16 protein-coding genes are annotated in these 23,610 nt (G+C 34.2%); 15 read left to right on the top strand and 1 reads right to left on the bottom strand.

Features of this window, described 5'->3' with window-relative positions; all coding sequences use genetic code 11:
* Positions 1-14: 14 nt before the first annotated feature.
* The 7 genes from F3G70_RS04360 (at position 15) to F3G70_RS04330 (ending at position 12,745) form a co-directional block, all read left to right on the top strand.
* Positions 15-686: a vWA domain-containing protein gene (locus tag F3G70_RS04360; protein ID WP_149731480.1), complete on the top strand. Its 672-nt coding sequence runs from the start codon at positions 15-17 to the stop codon at positions 684-686.
* A 58-nt stretch (positions 687-744) separates the two neighbouring features.
* Complete coding sequence (locus F3G70_RS04355; RefSeq protein WP_149731479.1) at positions 745-1,416, top strand: VWA domain-containing protein; 672 nt, start codon at positions 745-747, stop codon at positions 1,414-1,416.
* Between the two features lie 35 nt (positions 1,417-1,451).
* Positions 1,452-2,339 (top strand): inositol monophosphatase family protein, encoded by an 888-nt coding sequence (locus F3G70_RS04350; protein ID WP_149731478.1) that lies wholly within the window; start codon positions 1,452-1,454, stop codon positions 2,337-2,339.
* A gap of 195 nt (positions 2,340-2,534) precedes the next feature.
* The gene (locus F3G70_RS04345) at positions 2,535-2,723 is read left to right on the top strand and encodes a 50S ribosomal protein L40e (protein WP_223166006.1); all 189 of its coding nucleotides are present in this window, start codon (positions 2,535-2,537) and stop codon (positions 2,721-2,723) included.
* Positions 2,724-2,929: 206 nt separating this feature from the next.
* The gene (locus F3G70_RS04340) at positions 2,930-4,579 is read left to right on the top strand and encodes a BspA family leucine-rich repeat surface protein (RefSeq protein WP_188118077.1); all 1,650 of its coding nucleotides are present in this window, start codon (positions 2,930-2,932) and stop codon (positions 4,577-4,579) included.
* A gap of 522 nt (positions 4,580-5,101) precedes the next feature.
* On the top strand, positions 5,102-9,286 hold the full coding sequence (locus tag F3G70_RS04335) for a DUF4062 domain-containing protein (RefSeq protein ID WP_149731476.1): 4,185 nt from the start codon (positions 5,102-5,104) through the stop codon (positions 9,284-9,286).
* Positions 9,287-9,307: 21 nt separating this feature from the next.
* The gene (locus tag F3G70_RS04330) at positions 9,308-12,745 is read left to right on the top strand and encodes a hypothetical protein (protein ID WP_149731475.1); all 3,438 of its coding nucleotides are present in this window, start codon (positions 9,308-9,310) and stop codon (positions 12,743-12,745) included.
* 202 nt (positions 12,746-12,947) lie between these two features.
* Here F3G70_RS04330 and F3G70_RS04325 read toward each other — a convergent pair whose 3' ends face one another.
* Complete coding sequence (locus tag F3G70_RS04325) at positions 12,948-13,706, bottom strand: hypothetical protein (RefSeq protein WP_149731474.1); 759 nt, start codon at positions 13,704-13,706, stop codon at positions 12,948-12,950.
* A gap of 269 nt (positions 13,707-13,975) precedes the next feature.
* On the opposite strand from F3G70_RS04325, the gene F3G70_RS04320 reads away from it, so the two are divergent.
* The 8 genes from F3G70_RS04320 (at position 13,976) to F3G70_RS04285 (ending at position 23,609) form a co-directional block, all read left to right on the top strand.
* Positions 13,976-14,827, top strand: a complete 852-nt coding sequence (locus F3G70_RS04320; protein ID WP_149731473.1) for a hypothetical protein — start codon at positions 13,976-13,978, stop codon at positions 14,825-14,827.
* Positions 14,828-14,859: 32 nt separating this feature from the next.
* Positions 14,860-15,297, top strand: a complete 438-nt coding sequence (locus F3G70_RS04315) for an ATP-binding protein (protein ID WP_223166005.1) — start codon at positions 14,860-14,862, stop codon at positions 15,295-15,297.
* 114 nt (positions 15,298-15,411) lie between these two features.
* Entirely contained in the window at positions 15,412-16,278 is an 867-nt protein-coding gene (locus F3G70_RS04310) for a BspA family leucine-rich repeat surface protein (RefSeq protein WP_188118076.1), read from the top strand.
* Between the two features lie 4 nt (positions 16,279-16,282).
* A complete protein-coding gene (locus F3G70_RS04305) occupies positions 16,283-19,117 on the top strand; it encodes a right-handed parallel beta-helix repeat-containing protein (protein ID WP_149731470.1) in 2,835 nt (944 codons plus the stop codon).
* A 2-nt stretch (positions 19,118-19,119) separates the two neighbouring features.
* Positions 19,120-20,745: a BspA family leucine-rich repeat surface protein gene (locus F3G70_RS04300; RefSeq protein ID WP_149731469.1), complete on the top strand. Its 1,626-nt coding sequence runs from the start codon at positions 19,120-19,122 to the stop codon at positions 20,743-20,745.
* Between the two features lie 76 nt (positions 20,746-20,821).
* Positions 20,822-21,664 carry a tetratricopeptide repeat protein gene (locus F3G70_RS04295; RefSeq protein ID WP_149731468.1) on the top strand — a complete coding sequence of 281 codons (843 nt, stop codon included), beginning with the start codon at positions 20,822-20,824 and terminating at the stop codon, positions 21,662-21,664.
* Positions 21,664-22,425: a tetratricopeptide repeat protein gene (locus F3G70_RS04290; RefSeq protein WP_149731467.1), complete on the top strand. Its 762-nt coding sequence runs from the start codon at positions 21,664-21,666 to the stop codon at positions 22,423-22,425. The genes F3G70_RS04295 and F3G70_RS04290 overlap by 1 nt, the downstream gene beginning before the upstream one ends.
* A 53-nt stretch (positions 22,426-22,478) precedes the next feature.
* Positions 22,479-23,609, top strand: a complete 1,131-nt coding sequence (locus F3G70_RS04285; protein WP_149731466.1) for a hypothetical protein — start codon at positions 22,479-22,481, stop codon at positions 23,607-23,609.
* Position 23,610 lies beyond the last annotated feature (1 nt).

Raw genomic sequence — 23,610 nt, 5'->3', positions numbered from 1 at the left:
TGAGGAGGTAAAGAATGGGACTTTTCAAAGAATACGATAACGTAACCAATATTGATTCTTTCGAATGCTTGGATGAAAACAACAATCCAAAAAAAGAGGATGAAAACGTAATGGATCTTGTCTTCATTTTGGACAAAAGCGGATCCATGCATGACTTGGTGGAAGATACGATTGGAGGATTTAATTCCTATATCGAAAAAGAAAAGGAAAAAGGCGAAAACATCCTTGTGACATTGGTTCTTTTTGATACGGAATACAGGATGCTCTATACAAGAAAACCGATTGAAGAAGTGGGAAGGCTTACCCGTGAGCAGTATCATGCTGGCGGATGCACTGCACTTTTGGATGCTATTGGAAGAACAATTACCTCTCTTGACAATGAGGTCAGCGGCAAGGTGCTTTTTGTAATCACAACCGACGGATTGGAAAACTCTTCCAGACACTTCACAAAAGACAAGGTCAAAAAACTCATTGAAAGCCATGGCTGGGAATTTCTCTTCATTGGAGCTGATATCGATTCATATTATGAGGCGTATACTCTTGGAATCGATGGAGACCATACAGCCAACTATGAAAAGAGTTCTCGCGGTGTAAGCGGACTCTTCGGTTCAGTACGCAGATTCAGGTGTGCATATTCAAGGAATGAACATAGAAATGTTGACTGGAAAGAGGATGGTTTGGATTAGGTTTCAAACCTTTTTAAAATGAATTTTTCAATTAATCAAATAATTAGGAGGGAAATTAATGAATCTTTTTAATGATGGAAAGAATGTAACTAATGTTGATTCATTCAGTTGTTTTGATGAAAACAACAACATTAAAGAAGAATCAAAAGAAGATGTAATGGATTTGATTTTTATCTTGGACAAAAGCGGATCCATGTATGACTTGGTGGAAGATACGATTGGAGGATACAATTCATATATCGAAAGGGAAAGGGCAAAGGGCGAAAACATCCTTGTGACATTGGTTCTTTTCGATACCGAGTATAAGATGCTATACTCAAGAAAGCCGATTGAAGAAGTGGAAAAGCTTACCAGCAAAGAATACTTTGCAGACGGATGCACTGCATTATTGGATGCTGTTGGAAGAACAATCGTTTCCTTTGACAAGGAGCTTAAAGGTAAGGTATTGTGCGTAATCACAACTGACGGATTGGAGAATGCTTCCAAAGAATTTTCAAAGGATCAGGTTAAGGACCTTATTGAAAGCCGTGATTGGGAATTTTTATTTATTGGAGCGAACATTGATTCATATGGAGAAGCTTTTACTCTCGGAATCGATGATGACCATGCGGCCAATTATGAGGCTTGTGCCCGTGGAGTAAGTGCATTGTTCGATTCAGTGGAAAACTATAGGGATGCCTACTCAAGGGATGAGCATGAGGATGCAGAGTGGAAAGAAGGTTTGGATTAGGTTCCAAACCTTATTTTTTTTATTTGATGATTATAATGAAAGACCGTGACAAAAGAATTGCAACTGATTTGGCATACAGAATCATAAAGGAAGTCAGCAGGACAATCCGGCCATATGTCGGAAAAGAGGAATCTGGCGTTACAGTAAAAATCGGGGCGGATGGAACACCAACGTCGCTCATTGATGTCATTGCCGAGGACACCATAATCAACATTTTGAAAAAGGTGCCGATTTATTCTTATGTTATAAGCGAAGAAATCGGTGAAATCAAAATTGGAAAGGGAACAGTAAACGGCATTGTCCTGTCCGAAGAGCTTCAGCGAGAAGATTTAAGTGATGATGAAAAGGCCAGTTTCATTTTTCTAATTGATCCTGTTGACGGCACCACCAATGCTATTAGGGAAATTCCGGCTTATGCGATATCAATTGCCGTTGCTGACGTTTCATATGGTAGGATGTCAACATTGGATGATGTTGAACTGGCTTTCATATCCAACTTGGCTGATGGCAGTTTTTTTGAAGCTGAAAAGGGAAAGGGATGTCTGCTTCGAAACAAGGAAGTTCAGCCAAGCAGTATTGTTAATATGGATGAAATGACTCTTGGCGGATTCATAAAGACCAATACATCATCAGCTTCAAAGTTGGTCGATACGGCTCGAAGAATGAGAGTATTGGGCTCTGTTGTACTTGAACTTTCATATGTTGCTAGCGGAAAATACGATTCGTTCCTTGATTTGAGAGGGAGCAGAATAATCGATATTGCTGCATCAAAACTGATTATTGAAGAGGCAGGTGCAATAATTACAGATAAAGACGGTGAAGCAATACATACTAGTTTGGGCATTCATGAAAAAACGATTGTTGTTGCATCAAGCAATAGAATACTTCATGATAAGATAATCTCCATTTTAAATGGTGATTGATTTTTACTTTTTTCTTAACTTTTTTTGAATCGATTTATGAAATTCGAAACTTGGATTGATATTATCTGTTTTTAATGCCAGCCTAAAGCTAATCCTTTAAGTGACTTATATATCCTCTTCAATAGATTAGTATTTGTGTCTAAATCTGATATTCGGTGAAGAATTAATCAAAATCATATAAGGGAGGAATTGCTTATGAAGGATATGATTAAAGGAAATTTAACTCCTGAAAATAAAAGAATAGCAGCAAACAGAAACATCAATATTAAAATCTGTTTGAGATGTAAAGCTCATAACTCCATTGGCGCTACTAAATGCAGAAAATGCGGTTACAAACGTTTAAGATTAAAAAGCAACAAACTGGATGTTAAACAGAAAGGATAATATTAAAATCTGTTTGAAATAAAATGCCCGCAACCCGTTGATACTAAAAAACCGGGTTGCGAAGATTTAAAATTCAAAACTAAAGAAAAAAGAGGATAACTATTATCCTCTTTAAAAACTTTTTTTTATAAAACATCAAATACTATTATTTATAAAAGATTAAACAAGATGAACTTCCGATAGATTTAATGATTTGGAGGAACATAATGACTTTTTTGGATTTTTTAAAAAATAAAAAAGCACAAAACAAAGAAAATAACAAATTGCGAAAAACACAAAATTCCGATTTTGAAAGGGAGTATTTTCCAAACACTAAAAAACATTTGGAAGAATTTGAAAAATTAAATAAAACTACAAAAAGCATTTTTGATTTAGGTTCCTATGATGTATTGATTATCCTTGAAGATGGAACAAACCTGACCAGCTGGGATGATGTAAAAAATAAGGGAAAAATTGTTTATGTAAGTGAAGATTTATCCAAAGAAACCTCATTATATGAGAAATATAAGGATTTGGGTAGTTTACGTTTAATTATAGCACAAAATGTATCTAATAAGATAAAATCCACTTATTCGATGTTTTTGGGATGTAAGAGATTGGTTGATGTAATCGGATGCGAAACATGGGACACTTCTAATTTAAATAGTTTGGAGAACATGTTCGGTGAGTGCTCAGCATTAGTTGCCTGTGAGGGTTTAAAAAATCTAGACGTCTCCAATGTCAGGGACATGACAGGATTGTTTAATGAGTGTGATTCCCTTTCAAATGTGGATGCATTAAAGGATTGGGATGTATCGAATGTTACCAACATGTGGAGCATGTTTGCAGACTGTAAATCTTTAAGGGATATTTCCGCTTTGAAGGATTGGGATGTTTCGAAAGTTACCAATATGTGCAGCATGTTTACGGGATGTAGAGCACTTAAAGATTTAACTGGCCTAGAATCATGGGATGTTTCTAATGTAGGCGACTTTGGTAGTCTATTTTGGGGATGTCCTTCATTAGGTGATGTTTCGGCTTTGAGAAATTGGGATACTTCCGGTGCTTCAGGATTTGGCAGAATGTTTTGGAAATGTGAGAATCTGGAGGATATTTCTCCATTGGAGGGTTGGAATGTCTCAAATGTTGAAGACATGGTTTACATGTTCGTAAATTGTAAGTCAATAAAAGATTTAAATGCATTAAGTAATTGGAATGTTTCAAAAGTCAAAATAATGAGAAGCATGTTTGAGGACTGTTCTGCTTTGGAAACTCTTGACGGATTGGAAAACTGGAATTTGGAAAGCATCACCACAGTAGAGCGCATGTTCGATGGATGCACTTCATTAAGGGACGTATCTGCTTTAAAATCATGGAACATTCCAAACAGCATAACCTCCGGAGGCATTTTTAATGACTGTCCCGATGTCAAGGAAAATCCTCTTAAAAAGGAAATAAAAGATAAAAACAAGCCATTAAATTATATTGATTTGAAATTCAAGTTTCTGGATATCTATGGTGCGGGATGGTGTCTGGTTAAACTGGGAGATATTTACAGCAGGGCATCATACATTACTGATGTTCCCTATGACTGTCTGACATCAATCATTAATGCAATAAAAAACGATGAAGACTTCCATGTTGACTTTAATGGTGAAGGATGGGAATTTGAAGTGCGTGCAGATAATGAGCAGTGCTATTTTAATTTTTATGGTGGAGAAAAACACTCTTTTGACACGATGAACAAGTATGATCTTGCAATTGTAATCTATAGGAATATTATTGATGATTTATCATCCTGGCAGAGCTGGTCTAATGAGGATTTGGAGCCATCGCTTAAGGAGTTGGAACAGTTAATTGATGAATGGCTAAATTAGGTGAATCTAGAAACTTCTGATATATTGATGAGTTAATCGGCAACGAAATAACCAATGTTGTTCTATGCTCAGCCATTGTTTTAGATTCTGATGAGGAATCACAATATCCGGAAGGAATTAAACACAATGTTAACGAGTTGGTTATTGGCGGGAATGGACACACTAACTGCTCGGGCAAAAGCACGATATATTTTGCTGGACGAGAGAAATATGGTGGTGGAGCAATATGCTTAATCAAATCAAAAAATATGAATCCAAAAATTGTATTTTCAAAGACGATTCTTCTTCATTTTCAGTTAGGGAATCATAGTATTGAAATCAAATCTATCGTCGACAATGTATTCTTTGCAGAAATTTAGGTGTCTTCGCTTTTTTCTTTAATTTTCAATGTAGTTTTTCACCTTGATGGCATGTTATCACTTATAGGATATTTTGTTTAGTAATTTAAATAAATTTTATTAATAATGTTTTCAATAGATATATTACATATAAATATTATTCATTAATTTGAGTGGGATATGTATGGAATGGAAAAAAGCAACAATATTCATAAGCAGTACATTTAATGATATGCATGCCGAAAGGGATTATCTCATTAAAGAGGTATTTCCTGAATTGACTGAATGGTGTGAAGAGCGTAAAATACGTTTATCTGACGTCGATTTAAGATGGGGTGTAAAAGAAGAGGATTCTGAGAACAACGCAACTGTAGGTACCTGTCTTCGTCACATCGATAAGAGCCGCCCATTCTTTTTATGTTTTTTAGGTCAGCGTAGAGGTTGGGTTCCTGATTTTGAAAAGGATATTAATAAAGAAACTAAAGACCAATATCCAACAATAAAAGAGCTTGATCCGGACAGGTCAGTAACGGAAATGGAAATTGAACATTCATTGCTTTCTCCACTTTATAGAGTACTGAATGAAGAGGATAAGCTTTGTCCTCCAACCAGACATTCATTGTTCTTCTTTAGAAATCCAAGTTATGTGGATAATCTCTCTCCTGCTCAAAGATTGATTTATACCAATGACAATGAAAAGAATATTGAACATGCAGATGAAAAATTAGCTGAAATCAAACAAAGAATTCGTGATAAGCAATCCAATGAATCTAAAGAAAATGAAAGTCGTAACGATGAAGAAAAAATTTATGTTGATGTAACCGACTATGAAGGTACTTGGGATAGTGATTTGGAGCTTCCTGAATTATCCCACTATGAAAATAATGAGGGCAGAGGCAGATTGACTGATTTCAAATGCGGTGACAAATCACTTAAGGAAGTCTTGCTGGAACAGCTAAAAAAACAGTTGGAAGCTGAGTTTCCAGAAAATATGCCTGTTGAAGATCAGACTCCACTTCAAAAGGATTTAGATCAACAGGAAATATTTTGTTACTTGAACAGTGAAGGATTTATCCCACGTCCCAATTACACCGGCTACCTGGAGGATTATGTTGAAAATTCGCATGAAAATAAAATATGTCTTGTAAGTGCCGAGGCTGGTTACGGTAAGACAATGCTTCTTGCAAAATTCGCAACGGACTTTGAAGAAAAGGACAATGGCATAAAACTGTATAAAAGATTTTGTGGAGCTTCCGATTTAAGTTCACAAACATATTCACTTTGGAAATCAATAATCGATGAAGCAGGAATTAGTGAAGATGAAGAATTTTATCCAAACAATCTTGATGAATTGAAAAGAAAAATTCCTGAGATTTTAAATACAATAGCAAGCAAAGGCAAATCCCTAATCATAATTGATGCTGTAAATCAGATGCCGAATGGAATGGACATGCTCAAATGGTTAGGTCACCTTCCGGAAAATTTAAAAATCATCATTTCCATTAAGGAAGATAAAAATGATGAAAAATATAATGATAATTTAGACAAAATTAAAGCAAGAAATAACATTTGCCATTTCGAGATAAAGGAATTGGATGATGATGGAAAACGTGATTTGATTAAGGAATATCTTAAAAACTACTTGAAAGCATTGGATGATGCTGAAATCGATACAATATGTGATTTTCCTGCATCCAAAAACCCTCTGTTTTTAAAGATTCTGCTTGCGGAACTAAGGGTATTTGGTTCATTCGACCAATTGAAGGATAAAATCACAATGTTTGGTGACTCACCGAAATCCGCATTCGACCACGTTCTGGAAAGATTGGAAGAAGACGAACAAAAAGGAGAGAATATTGTCCCGTTAATATTTTCACTTTTGGCAAATGCACGTGTAGGTTTGTCTGAAGACGAAATAGTATCCATCATTGAAACTCAAACTGATATTGGTAAAAAAGAGATTCAAGATGTGGTAAGATTAAATCTAAGGCAGGTACGCCCGTTCATGGCAAGAAAAGAAGGTCGTCACGACTTTTTCTACGAAAGTTTCAAATTGGCAGCTCAGGAAAGATATGCTGATAAGAAAATTGACAGAAATGCATCATTGGCAAGTTACTTTATGGCCAAGGCAGATCCTGGTGAGGATTATTCATTCGATGTTGAAGGTGAAAATGAAAATGAAAAATTAAGGCCTTTGAATGAACTTCCATATCATTTAGATGAATCTAAAAATACTGATGAGTTATCTAAGGTTTTAAGTTCATTTGCATTTATAAAAAATAAAATGAATTTATCTGATGTATATAATTTAATCTCAGATTATCAGTTTGATGATGAACATAAATTCATTACCTCTCAGGAAGACCATCCGATAGTATTGATTGGAAGGGCGCTTGAATTGTCCGCTCCGGTTTTGGATAACAACAAGGACCAGCTATCTGCCCAATTATGGGGTAGAATGTGCGATATTGATGATGATATCATCAAAGGTTTGCTAGCTGAATTGGACTCAAAAACAGATGATGATTGGCTTAAATCCAATAATGCTGCATTATATTCTCCTAAAAGTTCAATCATTAAAAGAATTAAACCTGAAGGTAAGGAATCTTCTAGTTTCATTTCAATTTCCGAAGATAAAAAGCTTATGTTGGCCAATGAAGATGGAGTATTGAACATTTTTGATGTAAATCTAAATGATTTGGATACCTTCAGGGAAGATGATCCGAGAATCATTAAAATCATCTTGAATGATGACGGATACACAATGCTTGTGGCCTATTCAAACGGTGAAATTAAGGAATTGGATTATAACAATAAGATCATTACTAAGGAATATCCTAAAATCGATGCGGAAATCACTGACATCTACCTGTCAAAGACCTACAACAAGATTTATGCATCTTCACACAATGGGGTATTTTCAATTGATTTGGATACTAACGAGCTGAAAAAGGAAGATATTGAAGCTAAAAACTACAATCAAATTCTGGTTCCAAGAAGAAACGAAGCCATTCTTGTATGTGATGAAAGGGAAGTTGATGGATGGGACGTATATGAAATGAGAAAGGCATATAACAAACAGCATCAGCAAAATGAGGAGGAAGAGTCAGGTACAAAATTGGATTCATCAGAAGAAATAAGATTCATGGGACTGAACAAGAGATTTTTAACCTTGATTTCAGAAAACGGACAAATGAAATTCTGGAACACTCTTAAAAACTCAGGCGGTGGAGAAAGTATTGCTGAAGAGCATGTTTGTAGCCCGAACGATAAATTCACTCAGGCAATTACATTGGAAGATGAAAATGAAATTATAACCATCTCAGATATGGGCGTAATGAGGGTGTGGGACATTCCACAGCCAAGAAGCCCTACATTTGATAGGTTAATCGATATTCAAACAGGTATTAAATCACCTACAGCCATTGATTATTACACTGATGGAACCGACAGGTGGGTTATTGTTGGAAATGAAAACAATGACATTAACGTTATAGATTTAAATAAAAAAGTAGAGGCAAATGAGGAAACTAAACACAGTGAATCCGTATTGTCTGTCAAAATCGATGACAACCGTATGATTACCGCATCAGATAACGGTGAAATCTTCACATGGGATTTCGATAATGAAGAATTTAAAAACAAGTATACAAACGATTTCAGATGCAATTCAATTTCATTTAATCGTGAAGATTCCAAATTGGTCTTGGCTGGTGTTAAGGCCGAAAAAGACGGCAGAAAAACTTATAAGATAGCCACCTGCACTGTCAGTGATGGCATGTGGGGGGCTAATGATGCGGAGTCTATCGAATTGGAGAGTGAAGAAACCACCAATTCCAAAGAAATCATTGACATTGCACAAAATAATTCAGGAATTGTATTCATCGAAGAAGATAAGTTATCTCTGGGAGGCAGCGAAACCAAATTTGATAAGACTGCAACAACATTGGCCACCAAATTTGATTCCGATGATGCATATGTTGGATTTGAGGATGGAAGCATTGTAAGATATCCGAGCGGTGAAACTTTCAGTGAAATTTCCTCTCAGGTTACCAAGATTAAAGTCTCAGAGGGTAAGGTAATTGCAGGTTATGAAAACGGATCCATTGAAATTCTGGATTTGGATTTGGGCAGTCATGAACATCTAGATGCTCATGATAAGGCTGTAACCAACTTTTATGTTGATGATACTCAATTAATCAGTTTAGGTAAAGACAATACTATAAAATTCTGGGATATTGGCAGTAAAGAATGCAAATATACTTATTATCTGGATATTTTCGCCACTTCAATTAGCCTTAAGGATGGCAAACTGGTTGTCGGAGATACTTTAGGTAATGTAAGGTTCTTTAACTTTGAAAATTATTAAATTGGAGAGGTATTTCTTTACATGGGTGAAAGTTCTCAAAATATTATTTACGGATTTAAATATTTCAATGATTTAATTCATTCAGGTTCTAAAGAAATTAAATTAGAATCTGATATTTTTTTAGATGATAGTGTAATAAAAATAGATGTTGATGATTTAGTTATTGATGGTAATGGTTATGCTATTGATGCTAATGGTAAAACACGGATTTTTTATATTACTGGAAATAATATTGTATTAAAGAATATGACCTTTAAAAACGCTTACTCAAAAGAGAGTGGAGCGGCTATATCTAATTATAAAAAAGAACTAACTATAATTAACTGTAAATTTATTAATAATATTTCTTTTGGTGGGGATGGCGGTGCTATTTGTAATTGGAAAGGATTTTTGAATATTAAAAACTGTGAGTTCATTGATAATTGTTCAAAAGGCAATGGCGGTGCGGTATTTAATGGAAATTCGGTGAAAATTTCGGATTCGAATTTTACTAATAATTCATCAAAAGAATGGGGATTATCTATTTTTAATAATTCAAATTCCATTATTACATTAAAAAACATAGATTTTATTCGTGATGAAAAGTTAACTTTAAAAGATACGGATTTAAATAATGAAATTTTTAATAAAGGCATGATTAATGTTGAAAATTTTCAAGCAAATTCATTTAAGAAATATATTAAATGTGGTTTTTTACATATTATTTCAGATAATGTGAATTCTTTTAAATATCTTGATTATCTTGTTCATAGTGGAAAAAAAGAGATTTTTTTAGATTCTAATATGGAATTTGAAGAGAATAATTCAACAATTATAATAGATGTTGATGATTTAGTTATTGATGGGAATGGGAATGTAATTGATGCAATGGGTAAAAATAGTATATTTGAAGTCAAATCTAATAATGTAACATTTAAAAATATTATTTTCAAAAATGCTAATTCTAAAGAAGGTGGCGCAATAAATAATTATGCTCAATCCTTAAATATTATAAATTGTTCTTTTGAGAATAACATTTCAGAAAATGCGGGAGCTATTAACAATAATGGGAAAATAAAGTTAATCAATTGTTCCTTTGAAAACAATGTCTCAAAAAATGATTTGGGTGGTGCAGTTAATAATTATGGTGAATTAACATTAATCAATTCTGTTTTTGAAGGCAATATTTCTCATCGTCGTGGTGGTGCAATAAACAATTTTCATTATTTGGATTTGGAGGGATGTTGCTTTAAGTCAAACATTGCGGAATTTGGGGGAGCTATAAATAATTGTGATTTAGGTTCTGTTAAAGCTTTCAAATGTGATTTTAAGAATAATGGTGCATTTGTTCAAGGAAGCATCATTTTTAATAATAATCATGTTAATTTAATTGATTGCAATTTTAAAAATAATATTTCATACAAACAATCTCATTTTATTTATCATAATGGGAATGAGGATAGTAAATTCGATATTGAAAATTGTATATTTTCACAAAATCTTTTTGGGAATAATTTATTATATCTTAAAGAAGGTTTTTGCTTAGTAAAATCATCTAATTTTGATGTATATAATGATTATATAATTTATAATCATAATGCCAGTTTAAGGGTTGAGAAATCTAAGTTTGTTGATTATAATCAAAAAATAATTTTTAATGATAATATATTGTGGATTTATAAGGATGAAAATCTTGAAAATCAAATTGAATTTGGTGATAACTGCCAAACATTAAATTATATTGGTGAAAAACTTCCTAGAGATTGGTATGGATTTGATTATTTGGATAAATTAATCCATTCGGGTTCAAGTGTCATAAATTTGGATTGCGACATTTTAATACATGGTTCGGAACAGGATTTTTATGAAGGCGGGATTGATATTGATATTGATAATCTTGTCATTGATGGGAATTATCATACAATAGATGCTAAAAACTTATCTAGAATTTTTTTAATCTCATCAAAGGGTATTGTAATTAAAAACCTGCAGTTAAAAAATGGTAAATATTTTAAAGGTAAATTTGATGATAATAATATTGGTGGAGGAGCGATATATGCCATGCCAAATTCTTCTATAGAATTAAAAAGATGTAAATTTTTAAAAAATAAATCAAGAGTATCTGCGGGTGTAATTTTAAATAAATCTGAATTATTAAAGATTACATGCAGTATATTTAAAGATAATCATGCTAAAAATTACGGTGGCGTAATATTTAATGAAAACTCTTTAATCAAAATTAATGATTGTGATTTCATTGAAAACTCATCACATGATTCTGCCGGAATTTACAATAAAAATTCTTCTTTAACTATATATAATGCTGTTTTTAACAAAAATAATGCGGAAAAATGTGGTGCGATATGTACAGATTCAATAATTCAGTTAACTGATTGCAAGTTCAAAAATAATTCTTCTAATGATAATGCCGGCGCAATATTAAATTGCGGTAGCTGTTGTAAGTTATCAGATTGTGAATTTTTGAACAATAGTTCTGTTAAGCAAGGAGGAGCTATTTTTAACAATTTGGGTAATATCAATTTGGATAATTGTGATTTTTCAAAAAACTCTGCTAAACAGGATGGTGGAGCCATATTTAATGTAAAGGGATGTATATGTGTAGTAAAATGTGCTTTTAAAAATAATGAGGCTGAAAATATCGGTGGAGCAATTGGTAATAATCCATATTCAAAAACATACTTAAATAACTGCTCATTTTTTAAAAATATTGCTAATTATGGTGGATCAGTTTCAAACATGAAAAGATGTAATTTAAATCTTAATAATTGTGATTTTGAAAATAATTCTGCTTTAGAAGATGCTGGGGCTATTTATAATTGGTATGGCTTTGTCAATGTTTATTCTTCCACTTTTAAAAATAATAATGCTGGAAATATTGGTGGAGCTATTGATAATTATTTGGGATTATTAAATCTTGAGGATTCCACCTTCCAGGAAAATGAAGTTAAAAGAGATGGCGGCGCCATATTTAATGGAGGAATGTTGAAATCAATGAAAAATTGTATTTTCACAAATAATAATGCTCTTTTCAAAGGTGGAGCAATTTATATGACTAAAAGTAGTTCTGCGATTATTGTAAATACCCAATTCAAATCAAATAGTGCTTTTGGAAATAAAGGTCATGGCGGTGCAATTTATTCCAATTCTTTATATGATGGGGATGCAAATGTGTCCTTATCTTTAATAAAATGTGACTTCTTAAATAATGGCTCTAATGAAGGAGCAGCTATTTACAATAAAGGAAATTTAAATTTATTTATGGCGGATATTAAAGATAATCAATCAGTTAATGGTGGTGCATTAATTAATGATGGAAAAGATGCCATTATGGCTGTTAAAAAATCTAATTTGCATGAACTTCAATATATAATTAATAAGGCAATATTAAAGATTTCATCAGAAAAAAATGAATTTAAGAATAAAATAATAAATGATGGTGGAGAGTTAATATATTATTAATTTTTTAACTCAAGGTTTTATAATTAAAATTCGAAATATAATTTTATAAAATTATACATAAATTACTCTGATAAGGGCATTGATTATTGCAGAAAATATTTGAAAGAGAATATCCTATGAAAATAAAGCAAAGAAATGCAGTTTATAATGAATTAAAGGAAAAAATGATTAAATTTGGAATTGATTTATGATTTTCATCGATTTAATCAAAAAATACTCTATTAAACTCTATTTCATTTTTTCCGCATTGGGGGCAGGGGTTATCCGGACTTATGACATAAAACTCTTCACCGCATTGCGGACAGACTCCTTCATCAATTTTTTCTCCATCTAAAGTAATGTTAAAATCATCGCCTTGATAATTGATGCAGAGGATTTCCTTTTCGAATTTCATTATCTCTTCACTCAAATTACGGAACCTTTGGGAAATGTCGAAATAGAATTTGTCCCGGTTCAAATTGTTGGCAGAAAGTTCATTCAAATGATTGGACAGGTCATTTTGAAGCGATTTTAAATCCAGATTATCTGAATCAAGGTTATTTAAGTCCCCATTAAATAAATCATATGGATTATAATCTTCGCTTCTGAAAGTTTCACTGCTTTTCTCTTTAACGTAATCGTTAATATTAAAATCCATTGATTCAAAGGACTTTTCACTTAAATAATCGTTAAAGTCTATTTTATAATAGATATCCTCGTCATGATTCTCCAGATAGTTATTCAACACCTTTAGGCTTGCATAGGATTCAACCAATTCAACAAGATTGTAAAATATGACTGATGTTTTAAGCATTTTTTCCTGTTTTTTTGGAAGGTAATCCTTTAAAAAATCAATGCATCCTTCTTTTGAAAAAATGCTTGCGCTGGGTCCTGTCCGATAAACAGAAACTGTCTTATCGCAGTTTTTACAGTAATGCTGGATGACAATGCCTCGTAAAATGGATCCAAGCGAATAGTTCATAGTTGAAAATAGACTTTCATACTTTTCTATAACGCCTGTATCATCCTTAAGCAGAAATAATAGTTCACATCCATATAGCTAAAGCCGCAGTTTTTACAGGTATAATATTCATGGCATGACATCTTTAACTCCTCTTTAATAATTAATTATTATTTTACTCTATCTTGAATGGCTTATAAATAATATAAAGTTTTTTCTTTAACCTTGGCGATTTTTTATAAATCAATGCATTTCATTAATTTATATAAGATTAAAATTAAACTTATCACATGAATAATTTGACTGTTGAAGATGTTAAAAAAATTAAGAATCCGGATAGATTGATTGAAATAGCAAAAAATCAGGATTTGAATACTAAAATCAGAAATCAAGCACTGGAAAACATTGAAGATAAGGGAATTTTCAAAGATTTGGCATATGATGAAGATAAATTTTTAAGATTATATGTTGCCGAGCACATTGATGATGATGAGATATTGCTTGATTTGATTTTAAATGATAGCGATGACTGGGTGAGGCATTTGGCGGGCAATAATTTTGTAGACAACTGCGATGCTGCGAAATATGAAGATGTTTTGCTTGAATTTGCCCTTGAAAATCCTGCATATAATGTATCTCCATATACAAAAACAGATTGGACGGCCAAATCTGCTTGCGATAGAATCAATGACAATTCAAAGCTATTGAGAATAATAAAGGAGTCAGAATCCGAACATGTTTATTCCGCTGCAATACACAAAGCCGACAGGGAGTCGTTGGCCGAGTTATTGTACGGTGAAAAATTGGGTATGAAAAAGAAACTGGTGATTGCAGCCGAGATTGAAGACGATGAACGATTAATGGAGCTTCTGGAAGTGCCGATAGGCCCTACAAGAAAATATGTTCCAAATGATGGTGATCTTGGTGATGATGGTATCTGCGGCGTTTGGGTAGTGGGCAATATTTCTCCGGGAGACAGCATTTACACCTCAATTGTCTTTTCATATCCAAATGAAGAAATAGTCATTCAGGCATTAAACATTATACAGCATGAATCATATTTGGAGTATATAAGGGGACATCATAAAAGTCCAAAAATTCGTGATCTGGCGAGCAAGAGATTGGAACATATTAAAAGATAGGAGTGATTTGAATCGGCGAGCGAAAAATAGCTGTGATATTTATAGGGATTCAGGCAAGCGGAAAATCAACTTTTTACCGCAGATATTTCTCCGATTATGTCCATGTTAACCTGGACACGTTAAAGAGGAGAAGCAGGGAAAAAACGCTATTGGATAAATGCATTGAAAACGGAGATTCCTTTGTCGTTGACAATACAAATCCCACAATAGCCGACAGGCAGAGATACTTTGACATTCTAAAGGATGAGGATTACGAAATTCACGGTTATTATTTCAAATCCTCAATTGGAGAATGCCTTTCAAGAAATTCCAAACGTGAAGGCAAGGCCAGAATCCCCGATGTTGGTGTCAGGGCAACTTATGCAAAACTGGAGTTTCCAAGCTATGATGAAGGATTTGACAAGCTCTATTATGTGGCCATTGACGGTGACGGCTATAATGTATGCGAATGGGGTAGCCATGCCATATAAGTGAAGTTTTGTATAATTCGCCATAATCAAAAGTAACCTAAAGTGAATGCTTTCTATTAGTTATATAGCATTATAGTTAAACTTTCTATTAAAATGATAATGTTGGAGGTAATAATGTCTGCAAAAACACATTCTAAGGTTTATGTTGAATATTTAAAAAATAAATACAGCACTGGAGATTCAAATAAATATTTAAAGGAATTCGAAAAATTAAACACAACCACAGACAGCATTTACGATCTGGGTGATTTGGACGTATTGATTATCCTAAAGGATGGAAGGAATTTGACTCACTGGTACGATGTCAAAAATAAGGATGATGTAATCTATGTAAGCGAGAATCTGTCTTCATATAGTGATTTGTCCAGAAAATATTCATCTTTTAAATCCCTTAAGGCGATTGTAACGGCTGATGTCACATCCAAAGTAACTGATATGGAAGCGATGTTTCATTCATGCGAATCCCTAAAGGCAATTCATGGCCTGGATAAATGGGATGTTTCCGGAGTAAAATCTATGCGTGCCATGTTTTTAGGCTGCAAAAGTCTGGAGGATTTCTCAGGCCTTATGAATTGGGTTGTTGCTTGCGTTAATAACATGGAAATAATGTTTAATAGCTGCAGAAGCCTGTCTGACATATCTTTTTTAAGAAACTGGGATGTTTCCAATGTATCTGATATGAATCACATGTTTTTTGCCTGCTGGAGCTTAAGGGACTTGTCCGCTTTGAAAGGTTGGAATGTTTCAGGTGTTAAAAGCAGCAGGTGGATGTTTTGCGGCTGCAGAAGCTTGGTTGATTTAAACGGACTGGAAAAATGGACTTTTGCCACTAGCAATAATGATTATGGAATGTTTGTAGGTTGCAGGTCTTTAAAAGACGCTTCTGCTATAGATGACTGGAATGTTGGTTATTTATCAAGACGGAATTTCTTTGATGATTGTCCTAATCTAAAGAAAGTCCCCAAATGGTTTAGTAGGTGATAATATGGATTTTCAAAACAGAATATCTAATTTGTTTAATGGAAAAAAAGATTTCAAATATCTGGATGATTTGGTTAATTCAGGTAAAGACGAGGTAAAATTAACTTCCGACATTTGTCTGTCCAATGCGGAAGAATCACTTTACGTTGAAGGTATTGAAATCAAAAATGATGTAATCATTGACGGATGCGGCCATATGATTGATGCCAATGAAAAGTCACGCATTTTCAAAATCGAAAATAAAAGGGTCACATTTAAAAACATTAATTTTAAAAACGGATCATTCAGGTCTGTTGGTGGTGATGGAATGGCTTTTATTGAGCTTTTGGCAGGCGGCGGAGCAGTTTATGCATTCGATTCAAATTTAAGGTTTGAAAACTGTTCATTCAATAATTGTCTGGCGCATCGCGGAGGGGCCGTTTCCCTCAGCTATTGTGAAGCAAGCATTGATGATTGTCATTTTACAAAAAACATCGCAAAGGAATGGGCCGGAGCAGTATTTGATGACGATGACAGTTCCCTGACAGTAAGCAATTCCACTTTCAATTCCAATCTTGCAGGCAAGGAAGCCGATGACATCAGGGCAATTGAAAGCTCATTGATTGTAAATGACTGTAACTTTTTAAATGCAGCTGCAAACGCTTCAATTGAGGCAGGAACAAGTGGAAATGCAGTTTTAAAGGATTCAACTTTCAATAATGCTGATGTCGTTTTAAACTGTTTGTCCGTAATCAAAAGCTGTGATTTTAAGAATTCACAGATTAGTGGACGCTTTTCAGAAATATACATCCCCGAAGGCGAAAGCTATGATTTCAATGTTGAAAGCGATAAGATCCGCTACCTGACAAGTGATATGGGTTGGGTGCTCGAGCTGACGGAACATGAATTGGCAAGGGAATTTCTTAAATACTTCCCTAAATTCAATGGGGCTGAATTCAGCGAGCAGGACAGATTGCATAACGAAATGATTGAATTTGTAGATATTTGGAGAAAAATCTGTTCATATGATGCAAATTTCCTTATGGCTGATGTTATTGTAAACGTTTTGGATTTGGATGCTGATGACATCGAGTTTGACCGCATAGATAAGGAAAGTGCGGTAGATAAAGGCTCATTTGATGAACTGCATGGCATTTTTGAATCCGTTATTGAAATGCATGTGGATTTAGGTAAAAATTTCAAATATCTGGATGATTTAATCCACTCGGAGAAGAATATTGTCTTAAATTCAAATGTTCGTCTTGATGATGACGAGGCAGGCGATTATGCCGATGGAATTAAAATAGATGTTGATGATCTGGTTTTAGATGGAAATAATCATTACATTGATGCCGATAATAAAGCTTCAATATTCAAAATCGACGGGAAAAATGTTTTAATTAAAAATGTGGTATTTAAAAATGCATTTTCAAACATGGGCGGTGCAGTATCAAACATCGGGGAGGTAACATTCGAAAATTGCAAATTTATGGATAATATTGCCTCTGAATTGGGAGGAGCAATTGCCAATGATGAAAAAATGACTATTAAAGGTTGTGAATTTACAAACAATTCTTCAGGTGGTGTCGGCGGCGCAATAGCTGCAACTTATGTATCTGAACTGCTGATTGAAGAGACTAAATTCACCAGAAATACTGTCAGTTCGGATGTCGATTGTCCGGGCGAGCTCCTGCCCGAGCAAGCTCAGGGATTTGGAGGAGCAATCTACAACAATGGAAAATTGGATATTAATAACGTTCAATTCGTTGAAAACAGCTGTGATGTAAGTGGCGGGGCAATGATTATCCTGCCGGACTCCAAAGTTAAAATGGATGCGGTACTGTTTAAGGACAATCACGCTAAACGCGATGGCGGTGTGGTTCATACGATGGGTGAAATTGATATAGATAATTCGGAATTTATCACTAACCATGCAGATAACACTGCAGGAGTATTTGATGCAACAGAATCCTCAAAACTAATGATTTCAAACTCCAAATTTGAAGACAACAGTGCCAGCGATGGAAAAATCATTGTCAATAAGGGAAAATTGGATTTAATCGACTCTCCACTCGATGAGGGAGATATTGTTGATGAATCACCATCAGTTAATGATGATGGCAATGTCCTTGAGGGTGAAACCGAGATGTTTGTAATAGAATCAAATGAGGAATCCTCTGAAAGTAAGTTTCCGGAAGGATATGATGATTTTGCAAGAAAGTTCAAGGATTACTTTGAAGAAATGCTGGAAGAAGAGGATACCAAGGGCAATCGCCTAATGATGTCATTGCTGTTTGCTTTATGGGCTGACAAATTCCCTGAAGATGCCAATTTGGTTGGTGCGGCATTGTTGATGGGGAGCATATATGGTGATGAACTTGTAAGAGTGATTCTGGAGGATTTCACGCAGGAGGAATACAGAAGGAGACTTACGCAATACGATCCGATTGACGAGGAATTGTCCTCATGGTTCATGGCGGTCGCATTGGTCGGCATGATTTTCGCAAATTCCAAGGATGATGAAGACGAAGAAAAATTGACTTCAGATGAATATGCCCAGCATTACATCGACTTTACAAATAATTTCGCAAATGCGGATGAAGAAAAAGATGACGTATACGATTCAATCAAGGATTTGGTAAATGAATGGAGGCAAAATTTTCCTGGCGATTTAAACATGTCCCTGGCGTATATCACCGTAAATTTCCCACATCTTTCAGAAGAAAAAATCATTGAGCTTTTGGAAGGCCTGAAAGAGCAATCTCCCGGTGATGATGATAGCTATGAAAAATTATATGCTGATTGTAAATGCGTATTGAGCCTTAGAAACATAAATTTGGATGATTATTTGGAGGATTAAAAATGTTTTCGGAACCGGATTTTTTACCATTTAATTTACTGGAAGCTTTACTCAAGTATTTTGAAAGCGGTGAAAGCCAATATGTAACTATTGACCTTGAAGGAAAGGAGACTACGGTTAAATTTTCTTCTGATATCTCCGCCGGAGGAAATGTTCTATATGAAAGTACGATAGATTATGCAAAAGAGTTTATCGCTCAGCTTGAGGAAAGTTTTAACTCAAATCCCATTTATTCATCCCTAACGGATAATGAAGATTATAATGAACTGGTTAAACTAATTAATAACATTAAAATACATATTCGAAGGCAGGAAAATCCTTTTATAGGCTTTTTGGAATCCAAATTTGAACAAATCATCAATCCCGACATCGATGATGATATACGGGATAAATATTTTAAGGAATTTGAAGAGCTGAATACCACAACTTCAAGCATTTATGATTTGGGGGATTTAAGTGTCCTCATTATCCTGAAAGACGGAACCAATCTGACCAGATGGAGTGATATTGAAGATAAAAAGGATGTTTTATATGTCAGCGAAGACTTGTCTGATCGCATGCATGTTGCTCATGAATATGCCAATCTTGAATCTCTCAAGTCAGCTATCGTTAAGGGAATAACCCATGAAGTTAAAGATGTATCCAGCATGTTTTGTGATTGTCATTCCCTGGAATACGTTTTTGGATTTGACTCATGGAATTTTTCCAATATCAAAAAGATGGATTGCATGTTCATGAACTGTTCACTGCTGTCTGACATTTCCTTTCTCAAGTCTTTTGACGTGTCAAATGTGACAGATATGATGGCTGTATTTCAAAATTGTATTTCTTTAACAGATTTATCTCCTTTAAAGTCATGGAATGTCAGTAATGTGGAAAATATGCATGCAATATTTTGCATCTGCTCTAATCTGGCCGGGCTAAACGGTTTGGAATCGTGGGACGTTAGCAATGTGAAAAAAATGGAATCCATGTTTCATGAATGCAGATCTCTAGCTGACATTTCGCAATTAGCTAACTGGAAGCCGGATAATGTTGAAAATCTGTATGAAATGTTCAGGGACTGTTATTCATTAAGAGACTGTGAAGCTCTAAATGGTTGGAATATTAAAAGTAATGTTAACATGATTGACATGTTCAAATACTGTGAAAATGTGCAAAAGCCTGAATGGTATTTTGATTCAACAAGCAAAGTTGAAGAATATATTAAAGGAATTGATGACGAAGAGAAATTAATCGATATTGCATATAACGATTCCGATTATATTGCCCGTAAGTTCGCAGCCTATTACATCAGCGATGAAGATGTTTTAAAGGATCTTATTCAAAAAGGAAGTGGCATGGGTGTTCTTGAAGCTGCAGTTAAAAATAAAAGCTTAAATGATGATGAATTCCTATTTGAGCAGTTCAATAGGGATGATTTAAGTGAAGCTTACAAATATTTTTTAATCGAGGGCATTTCCGATGAATCTTATCTGGCCAGGATTGCTCAAAACGATTATGCATTATGCTTTAGAATGCAGGCGATTAATATGATATCTGATAAATCCGTTTTGGAAGATATTTCTAGAGATGATGATAATATGAGCGTTTGCAATTTCGCCTTAAAGCGTTTGGAAAATCTTTAAGTTGGAAACGAAATAAATTGCTTTCATTGACTTATATAATATCCTAAAAATATTTTTATATAGGGAGGTGAATGTAATGGATTTGGGTGAATTGCTTTTACTGTTTCAAGTGAATAATCTTATTGAAAAAAGGGATTTTAAAGGAGCGATGGAACTTATTGACGAGTTGCTTGAACAAAATCCCGATTCTGCAAATGTCATTTTTGCAAAAGCATTATGTTTGGATGCTATGGGTGACTTCAAAGCCGCTTTGGAAATGGCTGAAAAAGCCAGAAGCATTGACAGTGATGTAGTTCCTGATGAATTTTACAATGCAGTCTCTTTCAGGGCAAAGAATACAGTTAAAAAGACTCCAACTAAAGCATCTGAAGAAAGCAAAATTCCTTCTATCTTAAAATCAGGCACTAACCTGATTAATAAAAAAGAGTTTAACAAGGCCAAATTATTTTTTGATAGGGCGTTATCAATTCAAAGCGATAATATTGAAGCTTTGGTTTGCCAAGCTTATTGTTTTTACAGTTTAGGTAAAAAAACTCACGCTCATCAATTGGTATATGATATTGACAGGTTCGAAATAGCTCCAGATTTTTTAAAGTATTTTGATGAACTGATGGGCATTGATGTGGATGATGCATATTATGATCATGAATCTTTAAGGGAAGTCACGGATTTATGTGATGAAGGCTTCAGCTACATCGATGACTATAAAATCAAGGATGCAAAGGTATGCTTCAATAAGGCTTTAAAGATTGATTCAAAGGATGTAAATCCCGTTGTTGGCAATGCATACTGTTTGTATCATTTGGGATATTATGTTTTAGCATTTAAAGAGTGTAAAAAAGCCATTAATATGGACATTGAATCCATTGACCGCAGTTTTTATAGAAAGGTGAAGGCAAAGGCTCGTGAGGTGAAATAATGGGTGTTCAAGAGCAGTTAAATAAGGCCAACGATTTTTTAAGTAATGGAGATTTCATTTCCGGTGAAAAGGTCTATGATGATATTCTGGCCAGAGACGAAAATAATGTTGATGCGCTTTTTGGAAAGGCAAAATGTTATTTTAACAGGTGCAATTACTCAAAGGCTCTTGAAATCTGTGATATGGCACGTGAAATTGATTTGGGTGCCGTTCCAGATGAATTTTATAACCGGTTGCTTTTGGCCGTCAAATCAAATAACGATTATCACTCCCGAAATGCCTCTCACTTCAGTCATTCAGATAATGTCGATTCAAAGATGTGTCCTTATTGCGGCCGTGAAATTAATCCGTTCATGGTAATCTGTCCTTTTTGCGAGTTTGACTTTAGGGATTATGATTTATATGAGAAATGTGAAAATTGCGGAAGGCTTGTTGATGAGTGTGATGCAGTTTGCGCCAATTGCGGTGAAGTCTTAAAATCTCATGAAAGTATTCCTGAAGTTGTCAGGTTGTGCGATGAAGGTTTTAGGCTCATTAAGGATTATAAAATTAAAGAGGCTAAGATTTGCTTCAATAAGGCTTCAAAAATTGATTCAAAAGATGCTACTCCAATTGTGGGTAGCGCATATTGTCTTTATTATCTGGGATATTATGTGCTTGCCTTAAAAAAATGTGATGAGGCATTAAAGCTTGATCCTGATTCAGTTGATGATGGTTTCTACAATGATGTAAATGATAAGGTTAATTCCGTTAAAAGTTAATGAAAGTAAAAGCTTTAGCTGATTTAAGTACTTTTTAATAGTTAAATATCATTATGAATAGCGGAAATTTTTCAACAGAAATTAAAAGATGCGAGGAATTCCTCGCTGAAAAATCCTTTAAAAAGGCTGATGAATCAATTTCAAATGCTATTCATATTAACCGAGACTCTCCATATGCATGGTATTTGAAGGCCAAGGTATCCATTGGTCTTTTGGATTATCAAAATGCATTGGAGGCTTGCAGAAATGCAATATCTATAGATCGCAAAGGCGAATATATTAAGTTAAAAGAAAATATTGAAAATTTCATTGATTTGCAGGATGGTGATTTGGCACTGGCCGCTTATCCAAATAAAATTGACAATATGCTTGTTTTGACAAGCAGTAAAAATATCCGCTTATTGTCCGATAGAAAACCAAATAAAATGGTTTATATCGGAATTTTGGATTCAATCAAAGAAGATGTGTGCAGTAATGACTCTTCACATGAGGATATCTATCTGAAAGTTAAAGGATTGTCCGAAAGATTCATTGACCTGGATTTCATTCCAAATTCAAGCAATAATCCAAGAAGGGTTGTCGGTGCATACGGATTCAAAAGAGCGGCCATAGATTCCAATTCATGCAAAACGGTCCAAATCGGATCCATGATTCATGAATTGGCTCATCATTTGCTCTTTGAAATTTTCAAAAATGTTATAATGTACGTTTACGAGTCCCAGAATACTGATACTATTGAAGCTTTTGGGTGGTATAGCCTTACAAGTAACGTTTATTGGCTTTTGATGAATGAATATTGCGCCCATACGGTCGAATGTTATTATATGCATTTAAACAATTACGAATCATTTAATAATATTTTAAGAATTAAAAAAGATTTGGATTTGAAGAGGGTAAAGGAAGCGGTTGAACTTGGCAACGGTCTGGCTGGCGATATCATTTATATCCTGGACGGATTTTTTACAGATGAAGTATCAAAAGAAATTAAAATGCAGTTTTGCTCTGATCGCGTTATACTTATGAAAAAAGGTTGTGAATTTAAAAGTGATGTGAAATTAGGTGACGAGGAAAAGTTTAATATGATTAATTCCATTTTAAAGGAGACTCTTATTAATGTTAAGATTAATTTCTCTTATGGTGAATTAAATCAATTCAAAAAAATATTTGCAGATATTGGGAGTTAAT

It is taken from the genome of Methanobrevibacter millerae, assembly GCF_900103415.1.
In the GTDB taxonomy this organism is placed as follows: domain Archaea; phylum Methanobacteriota; class Methanobacteria; order Methanobacteriales; family Methanobacteriaceae; genus Methanocatella; species Methanocatella millerae.
The sequence above is the reverse complement of the archived record's forward strand: the minus strand, read 5'-3'. Positions and strand labels throughout refer to the sequence as shown.